Origin of the sequence: Halorhabdus amylolytica (genome assembly GCF_004944975.1) — an archaeon.
Classification (GTDB): Archaea; Halobacteriota; Halobacteria; order Halobacteriales; family Haloarculaceae; genus Halorhabdus; species Halorhabdus amylolytica.
Window position 1 is genome coordinate 383,342 of the sequence record NZ_SPQG01000002.1, and the last position, 22,305, is coordinate 405,646.

17 protein-coding genes are annotated in these 22,305 nt (G+C 63.4%); 9 read left to right on the plus strand and 8 right to left on the minus strand.

The genetic code is table 11. The features are described 5' to 3' along the window. Window positions 1-102 precede the first annotated feature (102 nt). A complete protein-coding gene (locus E3374_RS04500) occupies window positions 103-1,470 on the plus strand; it encodes a PQQ-dependent sugar dehydrogenase (protein WP_136687834.1) in 1,368 nt (455 codons plus the stop codon). A 144-nt stretch (window positions 1,471-1,614) separates the two neighbouring features. Here the strand turns inward: E3374_RS04500 and E3374_RS04505 are convergent, their stop codons facing one another. After that, window positions 1,615-2,208, minus strand: a complete 594-nt coding sequence (locus E3374_RS04505; RefSeq protein WP_136687835.1) for a DJ-1/PfpI family protein — start codon at window positions 2,206-2,208, stop codon at window positions 1,615-1,617. A 214-nt stretch (window positions 2,209-2,422) separates the two neighbouring features. On the opposite strand from E3374_RS04505, the gene E3374_RS04510 reads away from it, so the two are divergent. Further along, window positions 2,423-2,863, plus strand: coding sequence for a hypothetical protein (locus E3374_RS04510; protein ID WP_136687836.1), 441 nt, complete (start codon window positions 2,423-2,425; stop codon window positions 2,861-2,863). A 33-nt stretch (window positions 2,864-2,896) separates the two neighbouring features. On the opposite strand, the gene E3374_RS04515 is transcribed toward E3374_RS04510, so the two are convergent. Together E3374_RS04515 and E3374_RS04520 are read right to left on the minus strand one after the other, a co-directional pair. Further along, window positions 2,897-4,270 (minus strand): hypothetical protein, encoded by a 1,374-nt coding sequence (locus E3374_RS04515; RefSeq protein WP_248299383.1) that lies wholly within the window; start codon window positions 4,268-4,270, stop codon window positions 2,897-2,899. After that, complete coding sequence (locus tag E3374_RS04520; RefSeq protein ID WP_136687881.1) at window positions 4,267-5,061, minus strand: ABC transporter ATP-binding protein; 795 nt, start codon at window positions 5,059-5,061, stop codon at window positions 4,267-4,269. The genes E3374_RS04515 and E3374_RS04520 overlap by 4 nt, the downstream gene beginning before the upstream one ends. Window positions 5,062-5,230: 169 nt before the next feature. On the opposite strand from E3374_RS04520, the gene E3374_RS04525 reads away from it, so the two are divergent. Continuing rightward, window positions 5,231-6,859, plus strand: coding sequence for a potassium channel family protein (locus E3374_RS04525; protein WP_136687837.1), 1,629 nt, complete (start codon window positions 5,231-5,233; stop codon window positions 6,857-6,859). A gap of 6 nt (window positions 6,860-6,865) precedes the next feature. Here E3374_RS04525 and E3374_RS04530 read toward each other — a convergent pair whose 3' ends face one another. The 3 genes from E3374_RS04530 to E3374_RS04540 all read right to left on the minus strand — a co-directional run bounded on the left by E3374_RS04530 (window position 6,866) and on the right by E3374_RS04540 (window position 12,491). Continuing rightward, the gene (locus tag E3374_RS04530; RefSeq protein WP_136687838.1) at window positions 6,866-8,341 is read right to left on the minus strand and encodes a PH domain-containing protein; all 1,476 of its coding nucleotides are present in this window, start codon (window positions 8,339-8,341) and stop codon (window positions 6,866-6,868) included. A 2-nt stretch (window positions 8,342-8,343) separates the two neighbouring features. Beyond that, entirely contained in the window at window positions 8,344-8,889 is a 546-nt protein-coding gene (locus E3374_RS17955; protein ID WP_211194912.1) for a PH domain-containing protein, read from the minus strand. 392 nt (window positions 8,890-9,281) lie between these two features. Continuing rightward, a complete protein-coding gene (locus E3374_RS04540) occupies window positions 9,282-12,491 on the minus strand; it encodes an alpha-mannosidase (protein ID WP_136687839.1) in 3,210 nt (1,069 codons plus the stop codon). A gap of 101 nt (window positions 12,492-12,592) precedes the next feature. Between E3374_RS04540 and E3374_RS04545 the strand changes: the two genes are divergently transcribed. Then, window positions 12,593-13,897: a sulfatase-like hydrolase/transferase gene (locus E3374_RS04545; protein WP_136687840.1), complete on the plus strand. Its 1,305-nt coding sequence runs from the start codon at window positions 12,593-12,595 to the stop codon at window positions 13,895-13,897. Here the strand turns inward: E3374_RS04545 and E3374_RS04550 are convergent, their stop codons facing one another. Then, window positions 13,898-14,992 (minus strand): TrmB family transcriptional regulator, encoded by a 1,095-nt coding sequence (locus tag E3374_RS04550; protein ID WP_136687841.1) that lies wholly within the window; start codon window positions 14,990-14,992, stop codon window positions 13,898-13,900. Further along, window positions 14,985-15,953 carry a glycoside hydrolase family protein gene (locus E3374_RS04555; RefSeq protein WP_136687842.1) on the minus strand — a complete coding sequence of 323 codons (969 nt, stop codon included), beginning with the start codon at window positions 15,951-15,953 and terminating at the stop codon, window positions 14,985-14,987. The genes E3374_RS04550 and E3374_RS04555 overlap by 8 nt, the downstream gene beginning before the upstream one ends. Window positions 15,954-16,050: 97 nt before the next feature. Here E3374_RS04555 and E3374_RS04560 point away from each other — a divergent pair, with 97 nt between their 5' ends. The 5 genes from E3374_RS04560 to E3374_RS04580 all read left to right on the plus strand — a co-directional run bounded on the left by E3374_RS04560 (window position 16,051) and on the right by E3374_RS04580 (window position 22,298). After that, window positions 16,051-17,907 (plus strand): ABC transporter substrate-binding protein, encoded by a 1,857-nt coding sequence (locus E3374_RS04560; protein WP_136687843.1) that lies wholly within the window; start codon window positions 16,051-16,053, stop codon window positions 17,905-17,907. 152 nt (window positions 17,908-18,059) lie between these two features. Continuing rightward, window positions 18,060-19,067 carry an ABC transporter permease gene (locus E3374_RS04565; protein ID WP_136687844.1) on the plus strand — a complete coding sequence of 336 codons (1,008 nt, stop codon included), beginning with the start codon at window positions 18,060-18,062 and terminating at the stop codon, window positions 19,065-19,067. After that, on the plus strand, window positions 19,054-20,115 hold the full coding sequence (locus E3374_RS04570; protein WP_136687845.1) for an ABC transporter permease: 1,062 nt from the start codon (window positions 19,054-19,056) through the stop codon (window positions 20,113-20,115). Before E3374_RS04565 ends, E3374_RS04570 begins: the two co-directional genes overlap by 14 nt. Next, window positions 20,116-21,201, plus strand: coding sequence for an ABC transporter ATP-binding protein (locus E3374_RS04575; protein WP_136687846.1), 1,086 nt, complete (start codon window positions 20,116-20,118; stop codon window positions 21,199-21,201). Continuing rightward, complete coding sequence (locus E3374_RS04580; RefSeq protein WP_136687847.1) at window positions 21,198-22,298, plus strand: ABC transporter ATP-binding protein; 1,101 nt, start codon at window positions 21,198-21,200, stop codon at window positions 22,296-22,298. Before E3374_RS04575 ends, E3374_RS04580 begins: the two co-directional genes overlap by 4 nt. Window positions 22,299-22,305: the final 7 nt, after the last annotated feature.

The following is a 22,305-nucleotide window of genomic DNA, read 5'->3' on the forward strand; positions in this document are numbered from 1 at the left end:
TTACCTCTTTGGTCGATCTGGGCCCGTTCCGGAGCGATCGGGACATCCCGGCGTTCTGCCGGCTGGCCAACCGTTAACCGGATTGACAGCCAGGGACGTGATATGCGTTCCCGACTGACGCGACGCGAGCTCCTCGCATCGGGAGCCACGGCGCTCGGCGTGGGGATAGCGGGATGTACTGATCGCTCGGAGACGACCACCGATCGGACGACAGCGACGATCACGGCGGACGGATCGGGGACGATCCCGCCGGGTGACGGGACGGGACTGCCCGACAGCGTCGGGGTCGAACTCGTCGCTTCGGGGTTCACCGCCCCGATTGCCCTCGCGTTTCTAGACGAGGAGACGCTTCTGGTCGCCGATCAGGCGGGAGTCGTTCGCGTCGTCACCGACGGCCGACTCCGCGAGCAACCGCTTCTCGACGTTCGCGACGGCATGGTGTCGCTGTCGGGGTACGAGGAACGTGGGTTGCTCGGGATCGCTCTCCATCCGGATTACCCGGACGACCCGAGACTGTTCGTCCGTTACAGTGCATCGCCCCGCGACGGGACACCCGATTCTTATTCGCACACGTTCGTTCTCTCGTCGGTCGAAATCGATCCCGACGCCCTCGTGGCCGACCCCGACAGCGAGCGGTCGATCCTCGAAATTCCCGAACCTCAAGGTAATCACAATGCCGGTGCGATCGCTTTCGGTCCCGACGATCACCTTTACGTCGGCGTCGGCGACGGCGGCGGTGCCGACGACACGGGCAACGGACACGTCGATGACTGGTACGACGACAACGCGGGGGGAAACGGTCAAGACGTGACCGAGAACTTGCTGGGGAGTATCCTGCGGATCGACGTCACGGATACCGGCGACGAAGCGTACGCTGTCCCCGATGACAATCCGCTCGTCGGCAGCGAGGGATTGGACGAACACTTCGCCTGGGGCTTTCGCAACCCCTGGGGGATGTCCTTCCACGAGGGCGAACTCTACGTGGCGGACGTCGGTCAGAACCGCTTCGAGGAGATCGATCACGTCCGGGCGGGCGGCAACTACGGGTGGAACGTCCGGGAGGGTGACCACTGCTTCAGCACTGACTCGCCGAGTTCTCCGCCCGAGTCGTGCCCGACCGAGACCGCCGACGGTGACCCGCTGATCGAGCCCGTCATCGCGTATCCCCACAGCGGCCAGCCGATCAGCGGGGTCGCGGTCATTGGCGGGTACGTCTACGCCGGAGAGGCGATCCCCGGGCTGGCAGGCCGGTACGTCTTCGCCGACTGGCAGGCCGACGGGAATCTCTTCGTGGGGACCCCTACCGACGAGAAGCCCTGGCAGATCGACGTGCTCCCGGTGGACGGCGAGTTCGGATCGTTCGTGCTTGGATTCGGCCGCGACCCGGTGGGAGAGAACTACGTCTGTACGACCGAACAGGCCCAGGTGGCCGGATCGACCGGGGCAGTGTATCGGCTTACGACGGCTTGAGGAGGGGGACTCCGCGCTACCGCATCAGTTGAAAACCCGGCCGGGGAACCCCCGTCCTCGCTCATACGGATTATTGTCGTGATGTACCGGTATCCGTCGACCCCCGGGTCGGCGTCATCCGGGAATAATCGACAATAATCCGTATCAGTCGTCCGCCGCCGCGACCGCGCCGTGTTCGATGTCCGTCCCCAGCAGATCGAGGAACTCCGCGAGCCACTCGGGATGATCGGGCCAGGCCTGGCCGGTCACTAAGTTGCGATCGCGGGTGACTCCGTCGACCCACGAACAGCCGGCGGCCTCGACCTCCGCCTGTACCGCGGGGTAGGCGGTCATCTCGTACCCATCGAGGACACCGGCCGCAGCGAGGATCTGCGGTCCGTGACAGATCGACGCCACCGGCTTTTCGGCCTCGAAGAAATGCTGTACTGCGTCGATGACCTCGTCGTACCCCCGGAGATACTCCGGCGCACGCCCGCCCGGGACGACGAGGCCGTCGTAGTCGGCTGGATCGACCTCGCTCATCGTCGCCGTCAACTCGAAGTTGTGTCCACGCTCCTCCAGATAGGTCTGGTCGCCACGGAAGTCGTGGATCGCGGTCTTGATCGTCTCCCCTGCCTCCTTCTCGGGACAGACCGCATCCACCTCGTGGCCGGCCATCTGTAGGGCCTGGAACGGTACCATGATCTCGTAGTCCTCGCCGAAGTCGCCGACGATCATCAGGAGTCGTTTCCCATCCATTGTAAATCACGCGCTGGTGCGCAACTTCTATAATGGTCGTTCGTTAGATAAATGTTCGCCGTGAGCGACCTCTTCCAGGCCGGGACGCTCCGGAGTCTCCGACACCGCAATCCCATCGTTCCGTGTGGCCCCATTCGGTGCCAGTGATTTGGGTCGTAGCTACTGGGTATTGAGTTATATTCTCCCCTCGCGAAGTGATTGTCGAGAGAATCCGATGATACCCACACAGTTCCTTCTGGCGGCATCTTCCCGATCGATCCGACTGTCCGTCTTCCTCTATCCACTGGGCGTCTGGGTACTCATGGCCGTGCTCGCAGTACTGAACGGCGGCATCCGTGAGGTCGTATTGATCCCGCGCATCGGCGAGTACGCCGGCCACGTCCTCAGCACGGTCTTGCTTGTCGGTGCGATCCTCGTCGTCTCCTTCGGGTACTTCCGCTGGACGACGATCGAGTACGCCTGGATCGAATTGCTACTCGTGGGCGTCCTCTGGACGGTTCTCACCGTCGGCTTCGAGTTCCTGGTCGGCTACGCGGAAGGGACACCCGCCTCGGTCACGCTTGGACAGTACAACGTCCTGGCGGGCCAGGTCTGGATCGCCGTTCCGTTGACGCTGTTGGCGGCGCCGCTGTTGTTCGGCTGGTATCTCTCCTGATCTACCCGGAGAGCCGTTGCTGATTACACTGACTCACCGCCGTCGTCGCTCCCACCGCGGCCCTGCCCGCTCCAGAAGCACGATGCCGGCGAGCGCGGCGATCGTGGCAATCCCGACCGCGAGAACGGGTGCGATCGTGGTGTATCGCCCCGCCACGAGCGCGAGAACGACCAGGGGCACTGCCACGAGTGTGATCGCCGCCCCGAAGACGGCAAAGCGGGCCACGTCGAACAGCAGCGCGGTCGGCGAGAGGCCGGCCACCGTCGCCGAGATGCCGAAGACGTAGATCGCGACTGCCGGGAAGATCGCGACGCCGATCAGCAACGAAGCCGGCGAAAACCAGACGGCAGCGACCGCGAGAACGAGGAGGCCGCCAGGGATCGCGAGCGCGAGAAAGGCGAGCAACTTTCCGCGGAACAGTCGGCGCGGGGCGAGTGGGTATCGATCGAACTCCGCCGGATCGTCGAACTGCGTCACCCAGGCGTAAGTCGTGAACGTCCCGAGTCCGAGGAGTGTCCCGAACGCGATCCCGGCCGCGAGTTCCAGGCCCGCAGCGTCGGCGACTGCCACGAGCAGCCACCCCGTGATCGCGCCGAACAGCGACAGCGAGAAAAGCACCTTCCAGACTGACCCGCTCGACCGTGCCACCTCCCGCAGTGTCCGCCCGGCGACGCCGAAGCCGACCGGCAGCGGCGGCACGCGAGAGGCTCCCTCCTCCGTCTCGATCGGCTCGAAGAGGACCAGTGCGATCGCCCCGCTGACGACGATCGGGCCGGCGACTCTCAGCACGCTCACGATGGACGGATCCCCGTAGAGGCCCGCCGGCGTGAACGCGATCGGATCGACGTTTCCGGCGACGACGAGCGCGGCGAGCGCGGCCACGATGGCCGGGAGAGCGATCGCGGATCGCGTGGCGACCGCGATCATGGCCAGACTCACGGTCACGCCCATCGCGAACGCGAAGACGAGCGTCACCCATAACAGACCAACATCGAGGAGGCTTTCCCCCCGAAAGAGCGCCCGGGCGGCGTCGGCCAGCGCCAGCGGCCCGAGGATCAGTCCGGCGTAGTACAGCAGGTCTTTGAGGAGGAACGTTGCGAGCACCCGCCGCCAGGAGACAGGCAACGATCGGGAACTTCCGACGAGCAGCGACACGTCCCCAAGTACGTTTCGCATCGCGTCACGGCCGACCAGTCCGATCGTGCCGACTTGCAGGCCCAGAAACGCGACGACGGCATGCAACCCGCCGACGACAGTCCCGCGAGCGACGCCAAGTTCGGCGAGCAGTGTCAGGCCAGCGGCCCCGATGGCGAAGACGACCGCCGGGAAGGCCGCGAACCGTCGCCCGCCGAACAACTGGGCGTGCAGCCGCCACTCCTCACGGAGCATCGCGCCGAGCAGGTTCACGGATCAGGTGCCCCCTCGCCGGCATCGGTCGTCTCGCTGACCCCTGTCTGGAGTGAGTCGGATCGCCGGTCCGTGGTCGCGACGTCACCGCCCTCGACAGTCTCCATGAAGTACGACAGCAGATCGTCGGCCCCGAACCCGTCCGTCTCCCGGGTCCCTCGCAAGTGCCCGCCGTCGAGGATCCCGACACGATCACAGAGGTCGGCGGCCACGTCGACGAAGTGCGTCGAGAGGAACAGCGTGTTCCCGGCGTCGCAGTACGCTCGAAGTTCCTGTTTGACCCGTTCCTGAAGGATGGGGTCGAGGTTCACCAGCGGTTCGTCGATGAACACGAGGTCGGGATCGTGGACGAACGCCTGTCCGAGCATCACGCGCTGGCGTTGCCCCTCCGAGAGGTCCGCGCTGACGGTGTCCAGCGTCTCGGCGAACTCCAGGCGATCGGCCCACCGTTCGATCCGCTCGTCGACGTCGTCGAGTTCCCGCACTTCGCCGACGAATCGGAGGTACTCACGCGGCGTGAGGAAACTCGGAGGGTCCTCCCGTTCCGGCAGGATACCCACCGCTGAACGTACTTCGCGTGGGTTCGCGACGGGATCGATGTCGAGGACGCTGGCGGTGCCGGCGTCGGGCCGGCGCTGACCCGTCAAGACCGAGATGGTCGTGGTCTTGCCCGACCCGTTCGGTCCGAGCAGCCCGAAGAGGGTACCCGATTCGACGGAAAGCGAAAGGTCCGCCAGCGCGGTGAGATCGTCGTACCGTTTTGTGAGTCCGTCAGTCTCGACCGCCGGCACAGTCACCGTGCCCCCTGTGACGCGTTCCAGGTGCAGTCACTCGCGGTAGCGATCCGGTCCCCGGCGACAGGTTCGCGCATACCGACCGTGGGACTGCGAACTCCCTTAGCTGTTTGGCCGAGAAGGGTAGAACCGAACCGTTTTCCCACTCCCCGGTGCAGATACGGATATGAGTCGTCGACGGCGTGCATACTATTATCTCGCAGCCTTTGCCGCCGTGACGATCCTCTACACGATGGCCTACGCGGTCGGGATGGCGATATTCGAGGACGCCTCCCGAACGGTAACTGAATCCCTGTTGGTCGTAGTCCAGTCGTTCACGACGACGGGATACGGCGAGGACGCCGCCGCATGGACGACCCCACAGATGCGGCTGTTGGCGATCGGGATGCAGGCGACTGGCGTCTTCTTCGTGTTCATGGCCCTCCCGCTGTTTGTTGCGCCCTGGATCGAGGATCGGCTGACCACGACCGTTCCTTCCTCGATCGAGGATGCCGACGATCACGTCGTCATCTGTGGGTACACCCCTCGGACGGAGATGCTGATCGACGAGTTACGGATGCTCGAAGAATCCTACGTCGTGATCGAACCGGACAGGGACGCGGCAACCGACTACTACGAGGATGGCGTAGCAGTCGTCCACGGCGACCCGGAATCGACCGAGATGCTTTCCGATGCCGGGATCGAGAACGCGCGGGCGCTCGTCGCCGACGTCGACGACGAGGGCAACGCCTCCATCGCGCTCGCGGTCGAACAGCTCGCCCCCGAAGTCGACGTATTCACGTTCGTCGAGGATGCGACACTCGCCGATTACCACCGATACGCGGGGGCCGATCAGGTCTTCACGCCACGGCACCTGATCGGCGAGAGTCTGGCTCAGAAAGCGACGACGACTGTCACCGAGGACGTCTCTGACGCCGTCGAGATCGGCGACGAACTGGAGATCGTCGAGATTCCGATCGAAGCTGGCAGTGACCTCGTCGGGACGACTATCGGCGAGAGCAATATTCGCGAGCGGACGGGTGCGAACGTCATCGGCGCGTGGTTCCGTGGCACGTTCGTGAGTTCGCCCTCGCCCGACGATCGCATCGACGCCCGGACTGTTCTGCTGGTGGCCGGTCGCGAGTCTCAGCTCCAGCGCTTCCAGGAACTCGCCAGAGCGGAGGCCCGCCGGCAGCGTCGCGGTCCAGTCCTCGTCTGTGGCTACGGTGAAGTTGGTTCGACGGTCAAACAGCGGGTCGTCCAAGCCGGACTGTCGGTGACCGTCGTCGACCTCGTCGAGAAGCCGGGCGTCGACATCGTCGGCGATGCGACCGATCCCGAGACGTTACAGCAGGCGAACATCGACGAGGCGAGTTCAGTCGTCCTGGCGCTGCCCGACGACACCACGGCGGTGTTCGCCTCGCTGGTCGTCCGCCATCTCCAGCCAGACGTCGAGGTAATTGTCCGGGCCAACGAGACCGGAAACGTCCAGAAACTCTACCGCGCCGGTGCCGATTACGTCCTCGCGCTGGCGACCGTCAGCGGCCGGATGCTCGCCTCGACGATCTTCGGAGAGGACGTCATCACGTTCGATCAAGGTGTCGAAGTGGTCCGGCTGCCGGTCGGGACTCTCGCCGGCCAGTCGCTCGCGGCGGCAGACGTCAGGGCAAAGACCGGCTGTACGGTGATCGCGATCCAGCGCAACGGCGAGTTGATCGCCGACTTCGATCCGACCTTTACCTTCCGGGACGAAGACGAAGTGATCGTGACCGGTCCGGACGAACGCGTCAACGCGTTCAGCGCAGTATTCCAGTGAGGCCGGTCAGGTGGTCACACTGCGTTCCGTTCCCGCCGAATTTCGCTGTCCGATCGCTTCCTGGAGGCGGTCTGCGACGATTTCCCGTAGCCAATCCGCCTGGTCGGCGTCGATGTCTGCCGCGACGGCGTCGTCACCCATCAGACTGCTCGAACCTGCCGTGTCGATGACGACCGAAGCCAGCCGACGACGACGTTGGAATATCGTCCGGGAGGAGAAGACGGTCTGGACGCGGTAGGTGGGAACGATCGTGATTCGGCGCGACCAGAAGCCGTTTCGCGTGATGACGTAGTCCTCACCGAGGAAGTATCCCCGATTTCGCCACTTGAGGTGGGCTGCGATCGGTACGATCAGCAGGATCAGCGCCGTCAGGTACCACGGTCCCGAGACGTCCGGGACGAGCGTCATCGCGTAGGCGCCGGCGATCACCACCAGGGCGACCAGCAGGTACCTGACGGCATAGCGTTCTCTCGCCCGCTTTGGCGGGCGTTCGAAGGTCACGTCGCCGAACGGTTCGATCGACCTGGCGAGTGCGGTCACACGGTCGCGTTCGGCGATCGGGATAGCCGACTGTGAGCGCGCCCCGGATCCCTGCCCGGGCGAGTATCCCGCTGTCTCGATCGACAGGCTGGCGTATCCCAACCAGCGGGCCAGCACGTTCTCCCGGATCGAGACGGTCTGGACCTTCTCGACGGGGATCGACCCGCTATACCGCTGGAGGAGTCCGCGCTCGTAGCGGTACTCCTCTCCCAGGGCGTGCAACTGGAAGTCGTAGTATTGCAGCATGGAGATGGCGCCGCTGACGAGTGCCAGGACGACGATCGTTCCCAGGCCCACGAGCGGGCCGATCAGGAACAGTTGATCGACTTCCGGGAGAACGTTGGCGACGGCCGCCGGGCCGAACACCGACAGTGCGACCAACACGAGCGGCACGAGTCGCAGATCCATCGAGACAATCCCGAGGATGCCCAACTCCCGGGGCGTGATGGCGAAGAGTGTCGTCGATTCCTGTTCGTCAGTGGTCTCCTGATCGCGTTCCTCCGCGCGCTTCCGTCGGCCGATCTCACCCTGGAGGCGCTCGGCCTCCTTCCGGGAGACGTATTCGAGTTTGGCCTCCGTCTGGCCGCCGCCGGCGGTCTCTAATCTGACTTCGGCGATGCCGAGCAGTCGCTGGATCACGTTCTGTCGGACATCGACGTTCTGGATGCGGTAGTAGGGGATCTCCCGATCACGACGCGAGAAGACCCCTGACTGGATGTCGAACGTATCGTCGGTGAGTTCGTAGCTGAACCGCCGATGGTAGGCGACGTTCCAGCCGGCGACGAGAGCAACGCCGAAGAGGGCGATCCCGGCGAAGATGGCGATCCCCCCGAGGAAGTCGCCGCCGCTGGCGCCGGCGATCGCGCCGAAGACGATCGCCCCCGCGATCTGGGTGGTGTTCTCCGCGATCCGGTAGGGGATCGAGAGTGGATCGAGTCGCATGGTCAGACGGCGTCGTCTCCGGTCGATTCCTTCGCGAGCAGCTTCAGCCGCTCCTGGAGATCCTCGGCGTCCTCGGGTGTCAACCCGGGGATCGTCACGTCCGCCCCTCGGGACCCGGCTGTGTAGACCACCAGCGACGAGAGGCCGAGGAGTCTGTCGATCGGGCCACGACTCGTGTCGATGTGCTGGACGCGGACGAACGGAACGACCGTTTTGACGTGGGTAATCACGCCACGTTCGAGAGAGAGGGCGTCCTTGCGCACCTCGTACTGCCAGGAGCGATACAGCAACAGGACGTGTCCGACGCCCAGAATCGCGACGAGTGCGACCGCGCCGACACCCGGCAGCGGTCCCCATTCGAGGACGATCACGCTGATCGCTCCGACGACGATCCCGGCGACGGCCGCCACGAACAGCGCGCCGAGACCCCACTTCCAGCGGATCGACCCTTCTATCCTGCGGGATCCAGTCAGGAGTTCTTCCTTCGGTATGTTCCGTTCGCCGTCCGATAGCCCGCCCCTTTCTCCGTTCTCGTCTGTCTCCGTCATCACTTCCTCTCTGACTTCCGTCGACCCCTCGTCCACATCGCCACCCGTTTTACGCGTCTCGGACGCACGCTCACCGGGCGGCCGATCGTCTTCGGTCATGCTCACACGTTCCGATTTCGAGTGGCTTAACGGTGCTGCCGGACTGCGGACCGCGAAGTCGCCGTATCGTTTTTGTCGGGGCGGCCGTGGGTGCAATCAGCGATGAAGTTCAGTGTCTCCAGGGCGACATCGTCGCACAGACCGCCGACGTTATAGTCAATGGCGCCGATACGCCCCTTCGGACGAGAGCTGACGTGTCGGTGCGCTATGCCGGGACGGTGGCGATGAGAGAAACGAGGTTCCCGTCGAGAAAGGACCAGCCGTCAAGCGGTACGCCCTCCTCGACGATCCCGCTAGACTTCCTCCAGATCGACCTTGATACTTCGAAGTTCGAACGCGTCTAGACTCAGATCGATCGAATCGTCCGTCACGTCGAGCGATTCGCGTGTGTCTTCGACGATGGAGACTGATTCGGCATCGGTGATGGACACGTCGAACGATAGCGTCGCGTCAGTTCGCCTCCCGTATGCCTCGTACAGTCGGACCACCAGTGCATCCCGGTCGTCTTCGGCACGTTTGACAGACTCGACGACGACCCCGGACGTATCCAGGGACGCGAGTGAAGCGTCGATCGAGTTCCGGACCGGAACGGTGTCGGGCAACGCGTTCAGTTCGTATCCGGCTTCGACCACATCGCCGCCGATCGGACCGTCTGCGTGTGGGTAGACGGCATAGGTAAACTCGTGTTCGTGACGATCCGCTTGCGGATCGGGTGACGCCGGTGCGCGCAACAGCGAGAGGCCGATGTCGGTCCCGTCGACGTCGACGCCGTACTTGCAGTCGTTCAGGACCGCGACGCCGTATCCTTCTTCGGAGACATCGACCCACTGTTGATGGGGGACTTCGAACCGAGCACTGTCCCAGGAAGTGTTCTCGTGGGTCGCCCGTTCGACGTGCCCGAACTGCACGTCGAACGTCGCCTCGCGGGCCCGGACGTCGACGGGGAACCGGGTTTTCAACAACTGTTCGTCTTCGTGCCAGTCGACGACGGTTCGATGGTCGATGCGGGCCGACCCACGCGTCAACGAGACGTCCTGGACGAGCGTCGAGTCGCCGAACTCGAACCGTTGTCGGACGGTAGCCCGCAACGGTCCGGATTCGAGGACCGAAACGTCGTCCGGTGGGGGGAGTTGTTCGGAAACCGCAGCAAAATCCCCCTCCACGTCCCAGGCATCGAAGTCATCCGGCTGGTCACGATACCTGACGAGTCTGTTGGCGGTCCCTTCGAAGGGCTCGCGGTCCGCCCGGAGGTCCGTCACTGTGTACGTGCCGTCGTCGTCGAACTCGACCCTGAGTCGGTCGTTCTCCAGATGGGACGACGAAGCTGTGAGTGAGGAGTCCACTGTCCGGGCTTTTCCCTCTTCGACGGTGAACGTCTTTGCGCCGAGTGGCGGGAGATCGGTCGCCTCGAACAGGAACGCTCGATCCTCGCTTCGACCATCGAGTTGTGTCGGAACGGGAGTTCCACTCGCGTCTACAATCCGCGGTGGGCGATCCTTCTCGACGGACAGCGTCTCGGCATCGACATCGACGATCGGGCTATATGACCACGACAGTGGGTTCGAAACTGCGACCGTCCTCGCGGTTTTCGGCTCGCCCCCGAGCGCCCTGAGTGCCCGGTCACGCTCGGTTTCGGCGGTCTCGAAGACGGTTTCGTAGTCTCGATCGGCGTCCGCGTACACCTCGGTGACCGACGAGCCCGGCAGGATATCGTGAAACTGATTGAACAGCAATACTTTCCAGGCTGACTCCAGATCCGAGTGTGGGTATTCGAACGCGTCGACCCGTGCGTGGGCGAGCAACGAGACCAGTTCCGCGTCCCGTAAGGCGTTTTCCCCCTTGCGATTGTTGCGTTTCGTTCGTGCCTGCGTGGTCAGCGTGCCCCGGTGTTTCTCCAGATACATCTCGCCGTCCCAGGTCGGGAGCTGCTCGGTATAGTCCGCGAGACCGTCGAAGAACTCCCGCAGTGATCCGTGAGATACGTCCGGCATCGATCCGATCTCGTCGATCACTTCTCTCCGTTCTATCATCTCACGGGTCGGCCCGCCACCGCCGTCCCCCCAGCCGTAGAGGTAGAGTCCGCGTTCGGTGACGGCGCTCTCGTCGTCGTTGGTCACCGCTTCTCGCACTTGTTCGACACTCATGTCGCCGTTGTACGTGTCGGCCGGTGGGAAGTGAGCGAGGACCGAAGAGCCGTCGAGACCGCTCCACGTGAACGACGTGTAGGGAAACTCGTTGGTTTCGTTCCAGCTCATCTTCTGAGTCAGGAAGTACGGACAGTCGGCGGCACGGGCGATCGTCGGGAGCGTCGCGGTGTACCCGAAGACGTCGGGGAGGAACGTCGTCTGTGGGTCCTCGCCGAACGCGTCCCGGAAGTGCCGCTTCCCGTAGAGGAACTGCCGAGCGAGTGCCTCCGGACCGGAGATGTTCACGTCGGCTTCCACCCACAGGGCGCCGACTGGATCCCAGCCTCCTTTCTCGATCTGCTCGGTAATCCGTTCGTAGACGGCCGGATAACGATCACGTACGAGTTCGTAGAGATGGGGCTGGGACTGTAGAAACCTGAACGACGGGTACGTATCGAGCAATCCCAGCACGGTCGAGAAACTCCGGGCACCCTTTCGAACCGTCTCCGACCAGGGCCAGAGCCAGGCAAGGTCGATGTGAGCGTGTCCGACAGCCGTCAACTCGTGACCGGTCAGTTCGGAGGTCACGTCCGTTTTCAGTTCGTCGAGTGTTTCCAGCGCGGAGTCCGCACTGGTTCGGTAGGTCCGTTCGTCCGCGGCCTGGTAATCGAACGTGTGACTCGCGTTCTGGATCGCGCGCAGGATCTTCTCCCGGTTGATCGAATCGTCCGGCAGTTCCGCTTGCAGGTCGTTCAGAACGGCCACGTTCCGGTGGAGGTCCCGGACGCGCTCCCGTGTCGCGAGGAGTTCCGCCGTCTCCAGAACGAAACGATCCACGTCGAGTTGCCCCCAGAGAGTCGTCGTTCCGGCCTCGACCAGTACGTCGAATGACTCCCCACCACTCGCCGACTCGGTCAGGCGAATCTCGGCGTGTCCGTCGTCGAAGGCGCCACATGGTTCGCCGTTGCGATAACACAGACACTCGACGCGGGGCGTCCCGAGTCCCTCGTCGGGACCGTTCACTGGGGCGGCGACGAACCGCAGATCGACCGGGTGTCCCGCCATCGAATCGGGGATCGACCCTCGCAGTCGAAACCAGACGTTCTGTCCGACGGCGAGTTCGGTCGGGAGCTTGCTTACCGAGAGCGGATCGATGTCGGCCTCCCGTCGATCCGCGGGTGTCGTTTCGCGGTCGCGTTCCCAGACGAACCCGACGTCACAGGGCTCGAATTCGTCGAGTTGTAACTCCTCGGGCGTCGCGAACGCTGTCGTTTCGAACCGACTGATGTCTTCGATCGCCGCCGTCTCGTACGTCGACAGTGAGTCCAGACGCCGTTCGGCGGCGTTCGCACGCCGTTCGAGAACCGTCTCGGTCATGGCGCCCTCTTGTATGGCACGGACATGAAGATTTGGGTCCTCCCGCTGTTGCTGTTCGTCCCGCCCACTGGATTTATAACGTCAAACAATGATGGAAACGCATGACCCGTCCGAACGTTCTCGTCGTCTGTGCGGACGATCTCGGCTACGGTGACCTGGGATGTTATGGTTCGGACATTCCGACCCCGAACCTGGATCGACTCGCGACCGAGAGCGTTCGCCTCACGGACTGGCACGCGAACGGGCCGATCTGCTCGCCGACGCGTGCCTCGCTGTTGACGGGGAAATACCCACAGCGGGCCGGAATGCCGGGTAACGGTCCCGAAGGCCATCCAGCTACGGATCCCGACGACGGGTTGCCGACGGATCAATCGATGCTTGCCACCCTTCTGGGCGACGCGGGCTATCGAACGGGCGCCTTCGGCAAGTGGCACCTCGGGATGACCGACGACGACGACCCGCTCGCAGCCGGGTTCGAGGAGTTCTTCGGGATCCGCTCCGGGTGTGTCGATTATTACTCCCATCTACAAGTCTGGCTCCAGAGCCACGGTATCCCCCCGTATCACGATCTGTGGGACGACCGGACGGAGATCCGGCGGAACGGGGCCTACCTTCCCCACCTGATCACGGAGCGTGCGAGGGAGTTCATCGACGGCGAGACACCCTTTTTCGCGTACGTCGCGTACAACACTCCCCATTACCCGCTTCACTTCCCCCCGAGATACGCCGATCGCGTCTCCCATCTGGAGGGCGAGCGCGCCCGTCACGGCGCGATGGTGTCCGTCCTCGACGAGGGGATCGGTCGTCTTCTCGATGGACTGGAGGACGCGAACGTCGACGAAGAGACGATCGTCGTCTTCACCAGCGATCACGGCCCCTCTCGCGAGATCCGGAATCATCTGGACGGGAGTACCCGTCCGTATCGCGGTGGGTCAGCGGGACAGTATCGCGGTCACAAGTTCAGTCTCTTCGAAGGCGGAATCCGGATCCCGGGAATCGTCAGGTACCCCTCCGAGATCGACGGGGGATGGACTTCCGGAGAACTGGGTACCACGATGGATCTGCTACCGACGGTGGCGGATTACTGCGGGATCGACCTCCCCGAGGACTGCGACGGTCACAGCCTCCGGCCGGTACTCTCCGCGGGAGCGACGACACCCCACGATCGAGTCTACTGGGAGTTTCGGGATCAGGCCGCTGTCAGGGACGGGGATTGGAAACTCGTCGTCGACGGGATCGAAATTCCCCCGGACGCCGACACGGACGTCTTCGAGAGTGTCGACGGTCCCCATCTCACGAACCTCTCGGAAGATCCCGGAGAGCGTACCGATCTCACGGACGAGCACCCGAGACGTGCGACTGATCTCGCTTCGGATCTTCGTGAGTGGCAAACGAGCGTCGGGTGATCAGGCCCGTCTGACGCGGATCCCGTCGGCAGCGACGTCCTCGATCGTCGCCTTCCATCCCCCGATAGTTATCGTTTCCTCGCCGGTGTCGATCGTCAGTCCGGCGGTGGTGGGGATGACCGCGTCGAAGTTCGCGGAAATCGGTCCTCCCATCTCGTACTCGACAATCTGGCCGGTCCAGGTGTCCGGACGGCGAGAGTGCGTTTCTCTGCCTTCGACTTCCGCGATCAGCGGTGTCCCGTCGTCGAGTTCTCCCTCGAGATCGACGATGAGCCGCCACGGGTCGAGATATTTCCGTGGCAGGCCATCGTCGGGTTCGATCTCCTCCGACCCGGTCCAGATCTGCTCGGCGTAGTGCTGGAAGAGCAACACCAGATTGTGTTCCTGGGTGATGATGTACGGCTGTGATTCAGCCTGGGGATGCTTGCTGTTGAAGATGCCGTACGATCGGTCGGCGAAGGCGAACGTATCGATACTCGGTCGGTGACGAACGGCCAGTCCGTCGGGGAACGTCGGTCCGATCACTCCTGGTCTCGGGTCGGCCTCACGGGCCTCCTCACCGTCCACGATCAGCCTGACACTCACGCCTCGCCGCACGGCGTCGGCCACCTCATCGATGACCTCGTCGTAGAGGTCGACCGGCAGTGCCATCGTCAGCCACCACTCGGCGTCCTCGATGGCCCGGCGGATGTGCCGGAGCGCCGACTCCCGGAGGTTGACGATGGTGATGAATTCGCCCGAGGATCGTTGGTGTTTGTGAAACTGGTCGAGTGACGAGGCGATCGAGTGAACCCGGGTACTGAAGGACTCGATGCGGCGTTCTTTGAATCGTTCGAGGACCGCTTCGGGGGGTGGAGCCTGGACTACCTTGCCGGTGCTCTGCTCTTGAACCTCGATCAAACCCATCTCCTGGAGCTCGTCGATGACGTCGTAGATGCGGGGCTGGGGCACGTCCGAGGCGTCACACAGTTCGTTCGGCGTCGCCGTGCCGAGACTCACTGCGGCGATGTAGGCCAGCGACTGGTACTTCGTCAGCCCCACTTCCTGGAGTTCGTCCACCAACTGGTTCTCGTCCATGGCTCCCGCGTTATCCATGCTGATCGCCCGCGTTCACGGTCTGTCCTGTCTCGGGGTCGACGCGTTGCCGGCGGAGTTCGAAACTCCCGTCCTCTCTGGCCACCTCGGCGAACATCTCCCACCCGTCCTCGGACGAAAGTATATCCACGTATCGACAGGTTTCGAAAGTGTCGACACCGATCCGGGCGTCGCCAGCGGATGCCTGGTATACAGGACCATCCGGTGTCGTATCGACGAATTCCTCCAGATCAGACGAGACGGCGAGTCCTGTCCGGAGGTTCCACGTGCGCCCTTCGTCGGTCAGCCCGCTTCCGTCGTAGAAGACGAGCCAGACCGGCGCGTCGGGGGCGGGGATGACACACGAGACACGCGTGTGATGGTCGTGCCAGTACCCACGTTCGAGGATCGGATTGTTCGGACTCCGTTGCCACGTCTCGCCGTCGACGCTCGTCGCCAGATGACCCTGCTCGGATCGGGTGTCATTGCCGGAGTAGAACATGTAGTAGCGACCCCCGACCGTGAGAACGTACGGATCCTTGACGGTGGCACGGTCGCTCCCCCCGGCCTTCGGGCGGAGAACGTCGTGTGCCGTCGACGGATCGAACGCCTCCGGGGAGGGGACGTCACCGAGCTTCTGTATCGTCCACTGGTTGGCACCGTGATCGACTGGCAAGTACAGCTTGAGACGACCCGTGTCGGGATCGGTCACCAGTGCAGGCCGCTCGATACTCACCACGTCTAGATCCTCGGCGGTGATCGAAGTGACCGGCTCGTACTCGGCCCGCCCCGTTCGACGATATATGGTCACTTTTCGTCCCCGTGCGTCCGGCACCCGATCGCGCACTCCCAGGTACGTCTCCCCGCCGTGTCTGTGTACACACGGTGCCCCTGCCCAATTCCCCTCTCCAGTCTCCCCGGGTTCGAGTACCGTTTCCGCACTCGATGGGTCGAACCCGGGTGGTGTTGCATATCCCGTCATCACTTGCCGTAACGGCCCGGGGCCCCGTATAGTTTTCCAACAACTCTCAGTAGTTGTTCTCCCCAAACCTTAAGTATTATACAGGCAAGAAACAGTCATGCCGCGAGACAACAAACGGCATGAATTTCCGGAAATCGAACGGCGCGAGTTGCTTCGCAACCTCGGTTTCGGTGCGACTGCCGTGGTAACGGCCGGGCTTGCGGGGTGTGGGAGTGGAGACACGACGGAGTCACAGCCAGCCGACGACGAGGGTGGGGGAACAGGGACAACTGATGGGGAAAGTCAGGGCACCACTGCACAGCAAGGGGGAACATTCCTCGACGACACCTGGAACGTTCCCACGGATCGGGTCCCGGAGAACGTTCACTGGAACGACTACAACGCGACGAACGTCGCCGGAGCGACGCGGAACTGGGTCCAGGAGTACATGATCGGGTATCGGCAGGCCGACGCGACGTACGTGCCCTCTCCGGTCTTCGAAGACCTGACTGTCGACGGGACGACGATGACCATCACCGTCGACGACAGCGTCACCTGGCACGACGGCGATCCGCTCACTGCCGAGGACGTGACAACCCAGGTCAAGATGGACATCTACATGCAACAACCCCCGGCCGACGTCATCGAGAGCGTCGAGACGGTGAGCGATACGGAGACCGAGATCACGCTCTCGACCCAGAACCGTGAGATCGCTCTCGGCGCCTACGCCGGGCGGCGATTCCACACGAAAGCCGATGTTTTCGGTGAGTTCGTCCAGCGCTTCGAGGAAGCCGGTTCCGACAGCGCCCGGGACGACGTCAGAGCCGACGTCGCCGAGTTCGAGGACGAGGCGACCGGGTTGGGTCCGTTCCGGATCACCGAAGCCACGACACGGCACTTCTACGGGGAGGCCCACGACGGTCATCCGGCATACGACGCGATCGAGGGACTCTCCCTCGAAGTGACACAGACGACCGGCAATCAAGGCATTCTCCAGATGGGGATTACCGGGAACATCGACTACATCGGGCCGGTCGTGCTCTCGGAGAGTGCCTTAGAGCAGTTGCCCGAGCAGTATCAGATCAATCCGATCGGCAATCTCAACGGCCACGGACTGTTCTGGAACCACGAGAACAAACACATCCAGCGGCCGGCTTTCAGGAAGGCGATCGCGTACGTCGCAGATCGGAGACGGATCGCCCAGAACGCAGCCAGTCTCAACTTCAAGGCGCCGGTCGGAAAGCCGACCGGCATCCCAGGCATCAACCAGGATGTCCCACAGAGTTGGTTGGGTGACAACTACGAGGCCTTCACCGCCTACGAGACGAACACCGACATGGCCACGCAGGTCCTCGAGAACGCGGGCTACTCGAAGAGCGGTGGGACCTGGCAGGGACCGGACGGCGAGACGGTGTCCCTCGAACTGGTTTACCCCGGTGGCTGGACCGACTGGGTGAACGCGGGACAGACACTCAATTCCCAGCTACAGAACTTCGGATTCGAGACGGAACTTCGTACGGTCGACGCGCCGACCTGGAACGGCCAGACGCGACCCAACGGAGAGTTCGACATCACGCCACAGTGGTGGGGTGGCGCCCGTCCGCACCCGTTTTTCGGGTTCCGTGCCCTCACACAGAGTTCCCAGGCTGGCGACGCGAGCGTCCCGGACTCATTCGAGGTGCCGATGCCAGTCGGGGACCCGGAAGGATCGATGGAGGAGATCAACATCACGGAGCGAACGAAGGAACTCCCACAGTTATCGGGCGAGGAAGCCACACAGACGGTCGTCGAGATCGCCTGGGCGGTCAACCAGGCTCTCCCGGTCCTCCCCATCATGGAGAAGATCGGTGCCGTGTGGTACGCCACGAACGACTGGAATGTCCCCTCCGCCGACGACGACTGGATGACGGTCAACCCGCCGACGCACCTCGCCTGGCCGTTCCACGAGGGACAGATCACCCCGCAGCGAGAATGATCTCCCCTAGTTGCCTTCGGGCGGATGACGCCGGCCCCCGAACCGAGCATGAGTACACAGTTCGACGCTGGAGCCGTAGCGCCGGAGCCAGTACCTGAACGCCGCGCTCCCAAACCGAGCATGAGTACACAGTTCGACGCTGGAGGTCCGTGATGCACTGGCTTATCAACCGACTGGGGAGAGCGATCTTGACCATCGTCGGGACTGTTTCGCTCTCGTTTGTCATGATCCGACTGATTCCGGGTGGGCCACTGGATTACCTCCGTGGACAGATTCGGAACCAGAATCCGGGGATGTCCAGCGACGCGATCGACGCTCTCGTCGAGGCACAAGCCGCAATAAACCCCGATCAGAGTATCGTCGAACAGTACGTTTCATACATGAGTTCTGTCTTCCAGGGAGACCTCGGGACGTCGACGTGGTACGGGGACCCAGTGAACCAGATCCTGATCGAGGCACTGCCCTGGACGCTGTTCGTGATGGCGCTGTCGCTGCTGTTCACGTTCGCGATCGGCATCGGTCTCGGTGCCGTCATGGCCTACAAGGAGGGAAGTCGTTTCGATTACACGTTCTCCTCTGTGTCGATCTTCTTCAATTCCATCCCGTACTACGTTCTCGGCGTGCTGTTTCTGTTCGTCCTGAGCTATCAGATGGACCTCTTCCCGACCGGCGGACGGTCGAGTGACGCCGTCCCTGTCGGGTTTTCGGTCGCGTTCCTCCTCGACGCGCTCTATCACGCGGCCCTGCCCGTCCTGTCGTTTGTCCTCACGCGCTTTGGCTTCCAGGCGCTGGCGATGCGGGGCAACAGCATCAACGTCCTCGGCGAGAACTACCTCCGAGCCGCGAAAATACGGGGCCTCCCGGGCAGACGGATCGCGTTCCAGTACGTCGGTCGGAACGCGGTCCTCCCGCTTTACACTACGTTGATGATCTCGATCGGGACGATGTTCGGCGGCGCCGTCATCTTGGAGGAGATCTTCGCCTATCCGGGCATCGGGTACTACATGTTCCAGGCGATCGATGCCCGGGACTACCCCCTCATGATGGGGGCGTTCATCATCATCACGACGGCCATCGTCGCCGCGATCCTGTTCGCCGATCTCACCTACGGGCTGATCGATCCCCGGGCCAGTGGAGGTGAGACCCGTGAAACGTATTGACGGCGACGACCACGACGCTGTCCCTCGAGACGATGGTTCCGCGCTGTCAGACGGGGGACAACGAGTGGACGCCGATTCGCCGTTCCGTGCCTACGAGGTAGAACGCAGGACACGGAGACAGCGATGGGCCTACAAGTGGGACCTCTACGTCGCCTCGCCACTCCGGGTCGTCTGGAGCGACTGGCGGACGCGCGTCGGCGTCCTCATCGTCGTCTTCTACCTCCTGATGGGGACGGTTGGCGTCGTCCTCGTCCCCCCTCCCGAGACGAACCAGGGGGCGCTCCACACCCAGCCCTTCCAGACGATGGCCCACCCCCTCGGCACCGACGGTCTCGGACAGGACATGATCAGCCTGATTGTCCACGCGACGCCGCCGATGCTGGAGATGATGCTCTCCGGTGGCGTCTTCGCCACGGGCGTCGCCACCGTTCTGGGGACGCTCGCCGGCTATCGAGCCGGTCGGATCGACAGCGTCCTGACGACTGTCATGGACATGGCCACGGCCATCCCGGGCCTCCCGCTGGCGATCGTGGTCGCCACAATCCTCCAGCCGGAATCCCCCTGGGTCGTGGGTATCGTGCTGACGATCAATGTATGGGCCGGACTCGGGAGGTCGATCCGCTCACAGGTACTGACACTCCGCGAATCCGATTACGTCGAAGCGTCGCGCACGATGCGGATTCGGACGCCCAACATCATCGCCAGGGACATCGTTCCGAACATCATGCCCTACATCACGATCAACTTCGTCAACGCCGGCCGTATCGTCATCTTCAGCTCCGTGGCGCTGTACTTCCTGGGCGTTCTGCCGTTCACAAACACCCACTGGGGCGTGACGATGAACCGCGCCTACCGCAATTCCGGCGCGCTGTACTCGCTGGGTGCGTCCTATACGCTCCTCATTCCGATGATCGCCATCATCGTCCTTTCACTGGGGCTCGTCCTCCTCTCCCAGGGGGCGGATCGGATCTTCAATCCCCGGGTGCGGGCGCGACGGTCGAAGACCATTTCCGACTCCGAAGATCCCGGCACGGGAGGTGCGCGATAGATGTCCCCAGGGAAAGACGTGGTCCTCGACGTCGAAGGCGCACGCGTCCAGTTCGAGATGGATCGCGGCGTGGCACGCGTCCTCGACGACGTCGATCTCTCGGTCTCTCGCGAGGAGATATTCGGGATCGTCGGCGAGTCGGGCTCGGGCAAGTCGATGCTCGCCGCATCGATGCTGGACGCTGTCGAGGATCCGGGGGTCCTCTCGGGGTCGATCACGTACTATCCTTCCCCGGACGAACCCGTAGACATACTCGAACTCTCCGCGGAAGAACTCCGCCAACTCCGCTGGGAGGAGATCGCGATGGTGTTCCAGGGGGCACTGGACTCGTTCAACCCCACGTTGCGGATCGGCCAGCACTTCCAGGAGACCCTGTCGGCCCACAACGTCGACCGCCAGTCAGGGATGGAACGCGCACGCGAGTTGCTCTCGGACCTGTATCTCGAACCTGAGCAGGTGCTCGCGAGCCATCCCCACGAACTCAGCGGCGGCATGCGACAGCGTGCCCTCATCGCACTCGCGCTCCTGTTGGAACCGGAAGTCCTCGTCATGGACGAACCGACGGGCGCACTCGACTTGCTCATGCAGCGTTCGATCCTCAGCCTGATAAAGAAACTCCAGCGGAAGTACAATCTCACCATCGTGTTCATCTCCCACGACCTGCCGCTGGTCGCCAACCTCGCCGATCGCATCGGCGTGATGTACGCGTTCGACCTCGTCGAAGTCGGCACGGCAGAGGATGTCGTCGAAGGAGCCAGACATCCCTACACCCGAGCGTTACTCAAGGCCGTCCCCAATCTGGAGACGCCCTACGCGGAGATGCAACCGATCGCAGGGAGGGCCCCCGATCCGGTCAGCGTCCCGAAGGGGTGTTCCTACGCCGAACGGTGTCCGCTCGCGGACGACCAGTGTTTAGACGTCCATCCACCGTACGACGATCTGACCGACGAACATCGCGTCGCGTGTTATTATCCCGAGGAGGCGCCGGCGGCCATCCCGCTCCCGTTCGAGGATCAGTCGGTGGAGAGGCCCGACGATCCGCCCGAGGCTGCCGGGGCTGCCCCCGGCAAGGAGGGATCCCGATGAGTGGCAACGACAGTGTGGTCTCCCTGCGGGACGTCGACGTTCATTTCGAGAACCGTCGCGGGATGCTCGATCTCTTCGGCGAACCCGAGACTGTCCATGCCGTCGACGACATCACGCTCGACATTCCAGAGAACGATGTCGTCGCGGTGATCGGGGAATCGGGCTGCGGGAAGACGACGCTCGGGAAGACGGCCCTCGGGCTGCAACGGCCGACGAACGGGACCGTTTCCTTCCGTGGCCAGGACGTCTGGGAGGCCAGAGACGGGGCGGACGACGTCGATATCCCGTACGACGACATCCGTCGGGCACTCCAGATCATCCACCAGGATCCAGGCAGTTCGCTGAATCCCAACCAGACGGTGATGGCGACGCTCCTCCAGCCGCTGAAACGCTGGAAACCGGATCTCTCCCGTCAGGAGAAGGAGGCCCGCATCCTCGGGATGCTCCAGGAGGTCGGGATGACACCCGCAGAGGACTACGCCTACCGGTTCCCTCATCAGCTCTCGGGAGGCGAACAGCAGCGGACCGCTCTCGTCCGCGCCCTCCTCATGGAACCGGACCTCATCCTGGCCGACGAAGCGGTCTCGGCGCTTGACGTCTCGCTGCGCGTCGAGATGATGGACCTCATGCTGGAACTCCAGGAGCAGTTCGACACCTCGTTCCTTTTCATCTCCCACAACCTCTCAAACGCCAGATACCTGGCCGGACAGGCGGACGGACGACTCGCTATCATGTACCTGGGCGAGATCGTCGAAATAGGCCCCTGCGAGGAGGTCCTTGCGGATCCACACCATCCCTACACGAAAGTGCTGAAGTGGGCCACCCCCGACCTCGAAGTCAAACACGGCGACATCGAGGATCCGCCGGTTCGCGGCGTCGACATTCCCGATCCGACGAATCCACCCTCGGGCTGTCGGTTCCACACGCGATGTCCGGAAGCACGTGACCACTGTGTTCGGACGTCGGTCCCGTCCATCGACGTGGGTGAGGATCGGAACGTCGCGTGTTTCCGTGCCGACGAGGACAGCGAGTACTGGGACACTCACCCACTCCCCGATGAGACCGCAGGCGATACCGGGGGTGAAGAGACCACATGAACGTCCC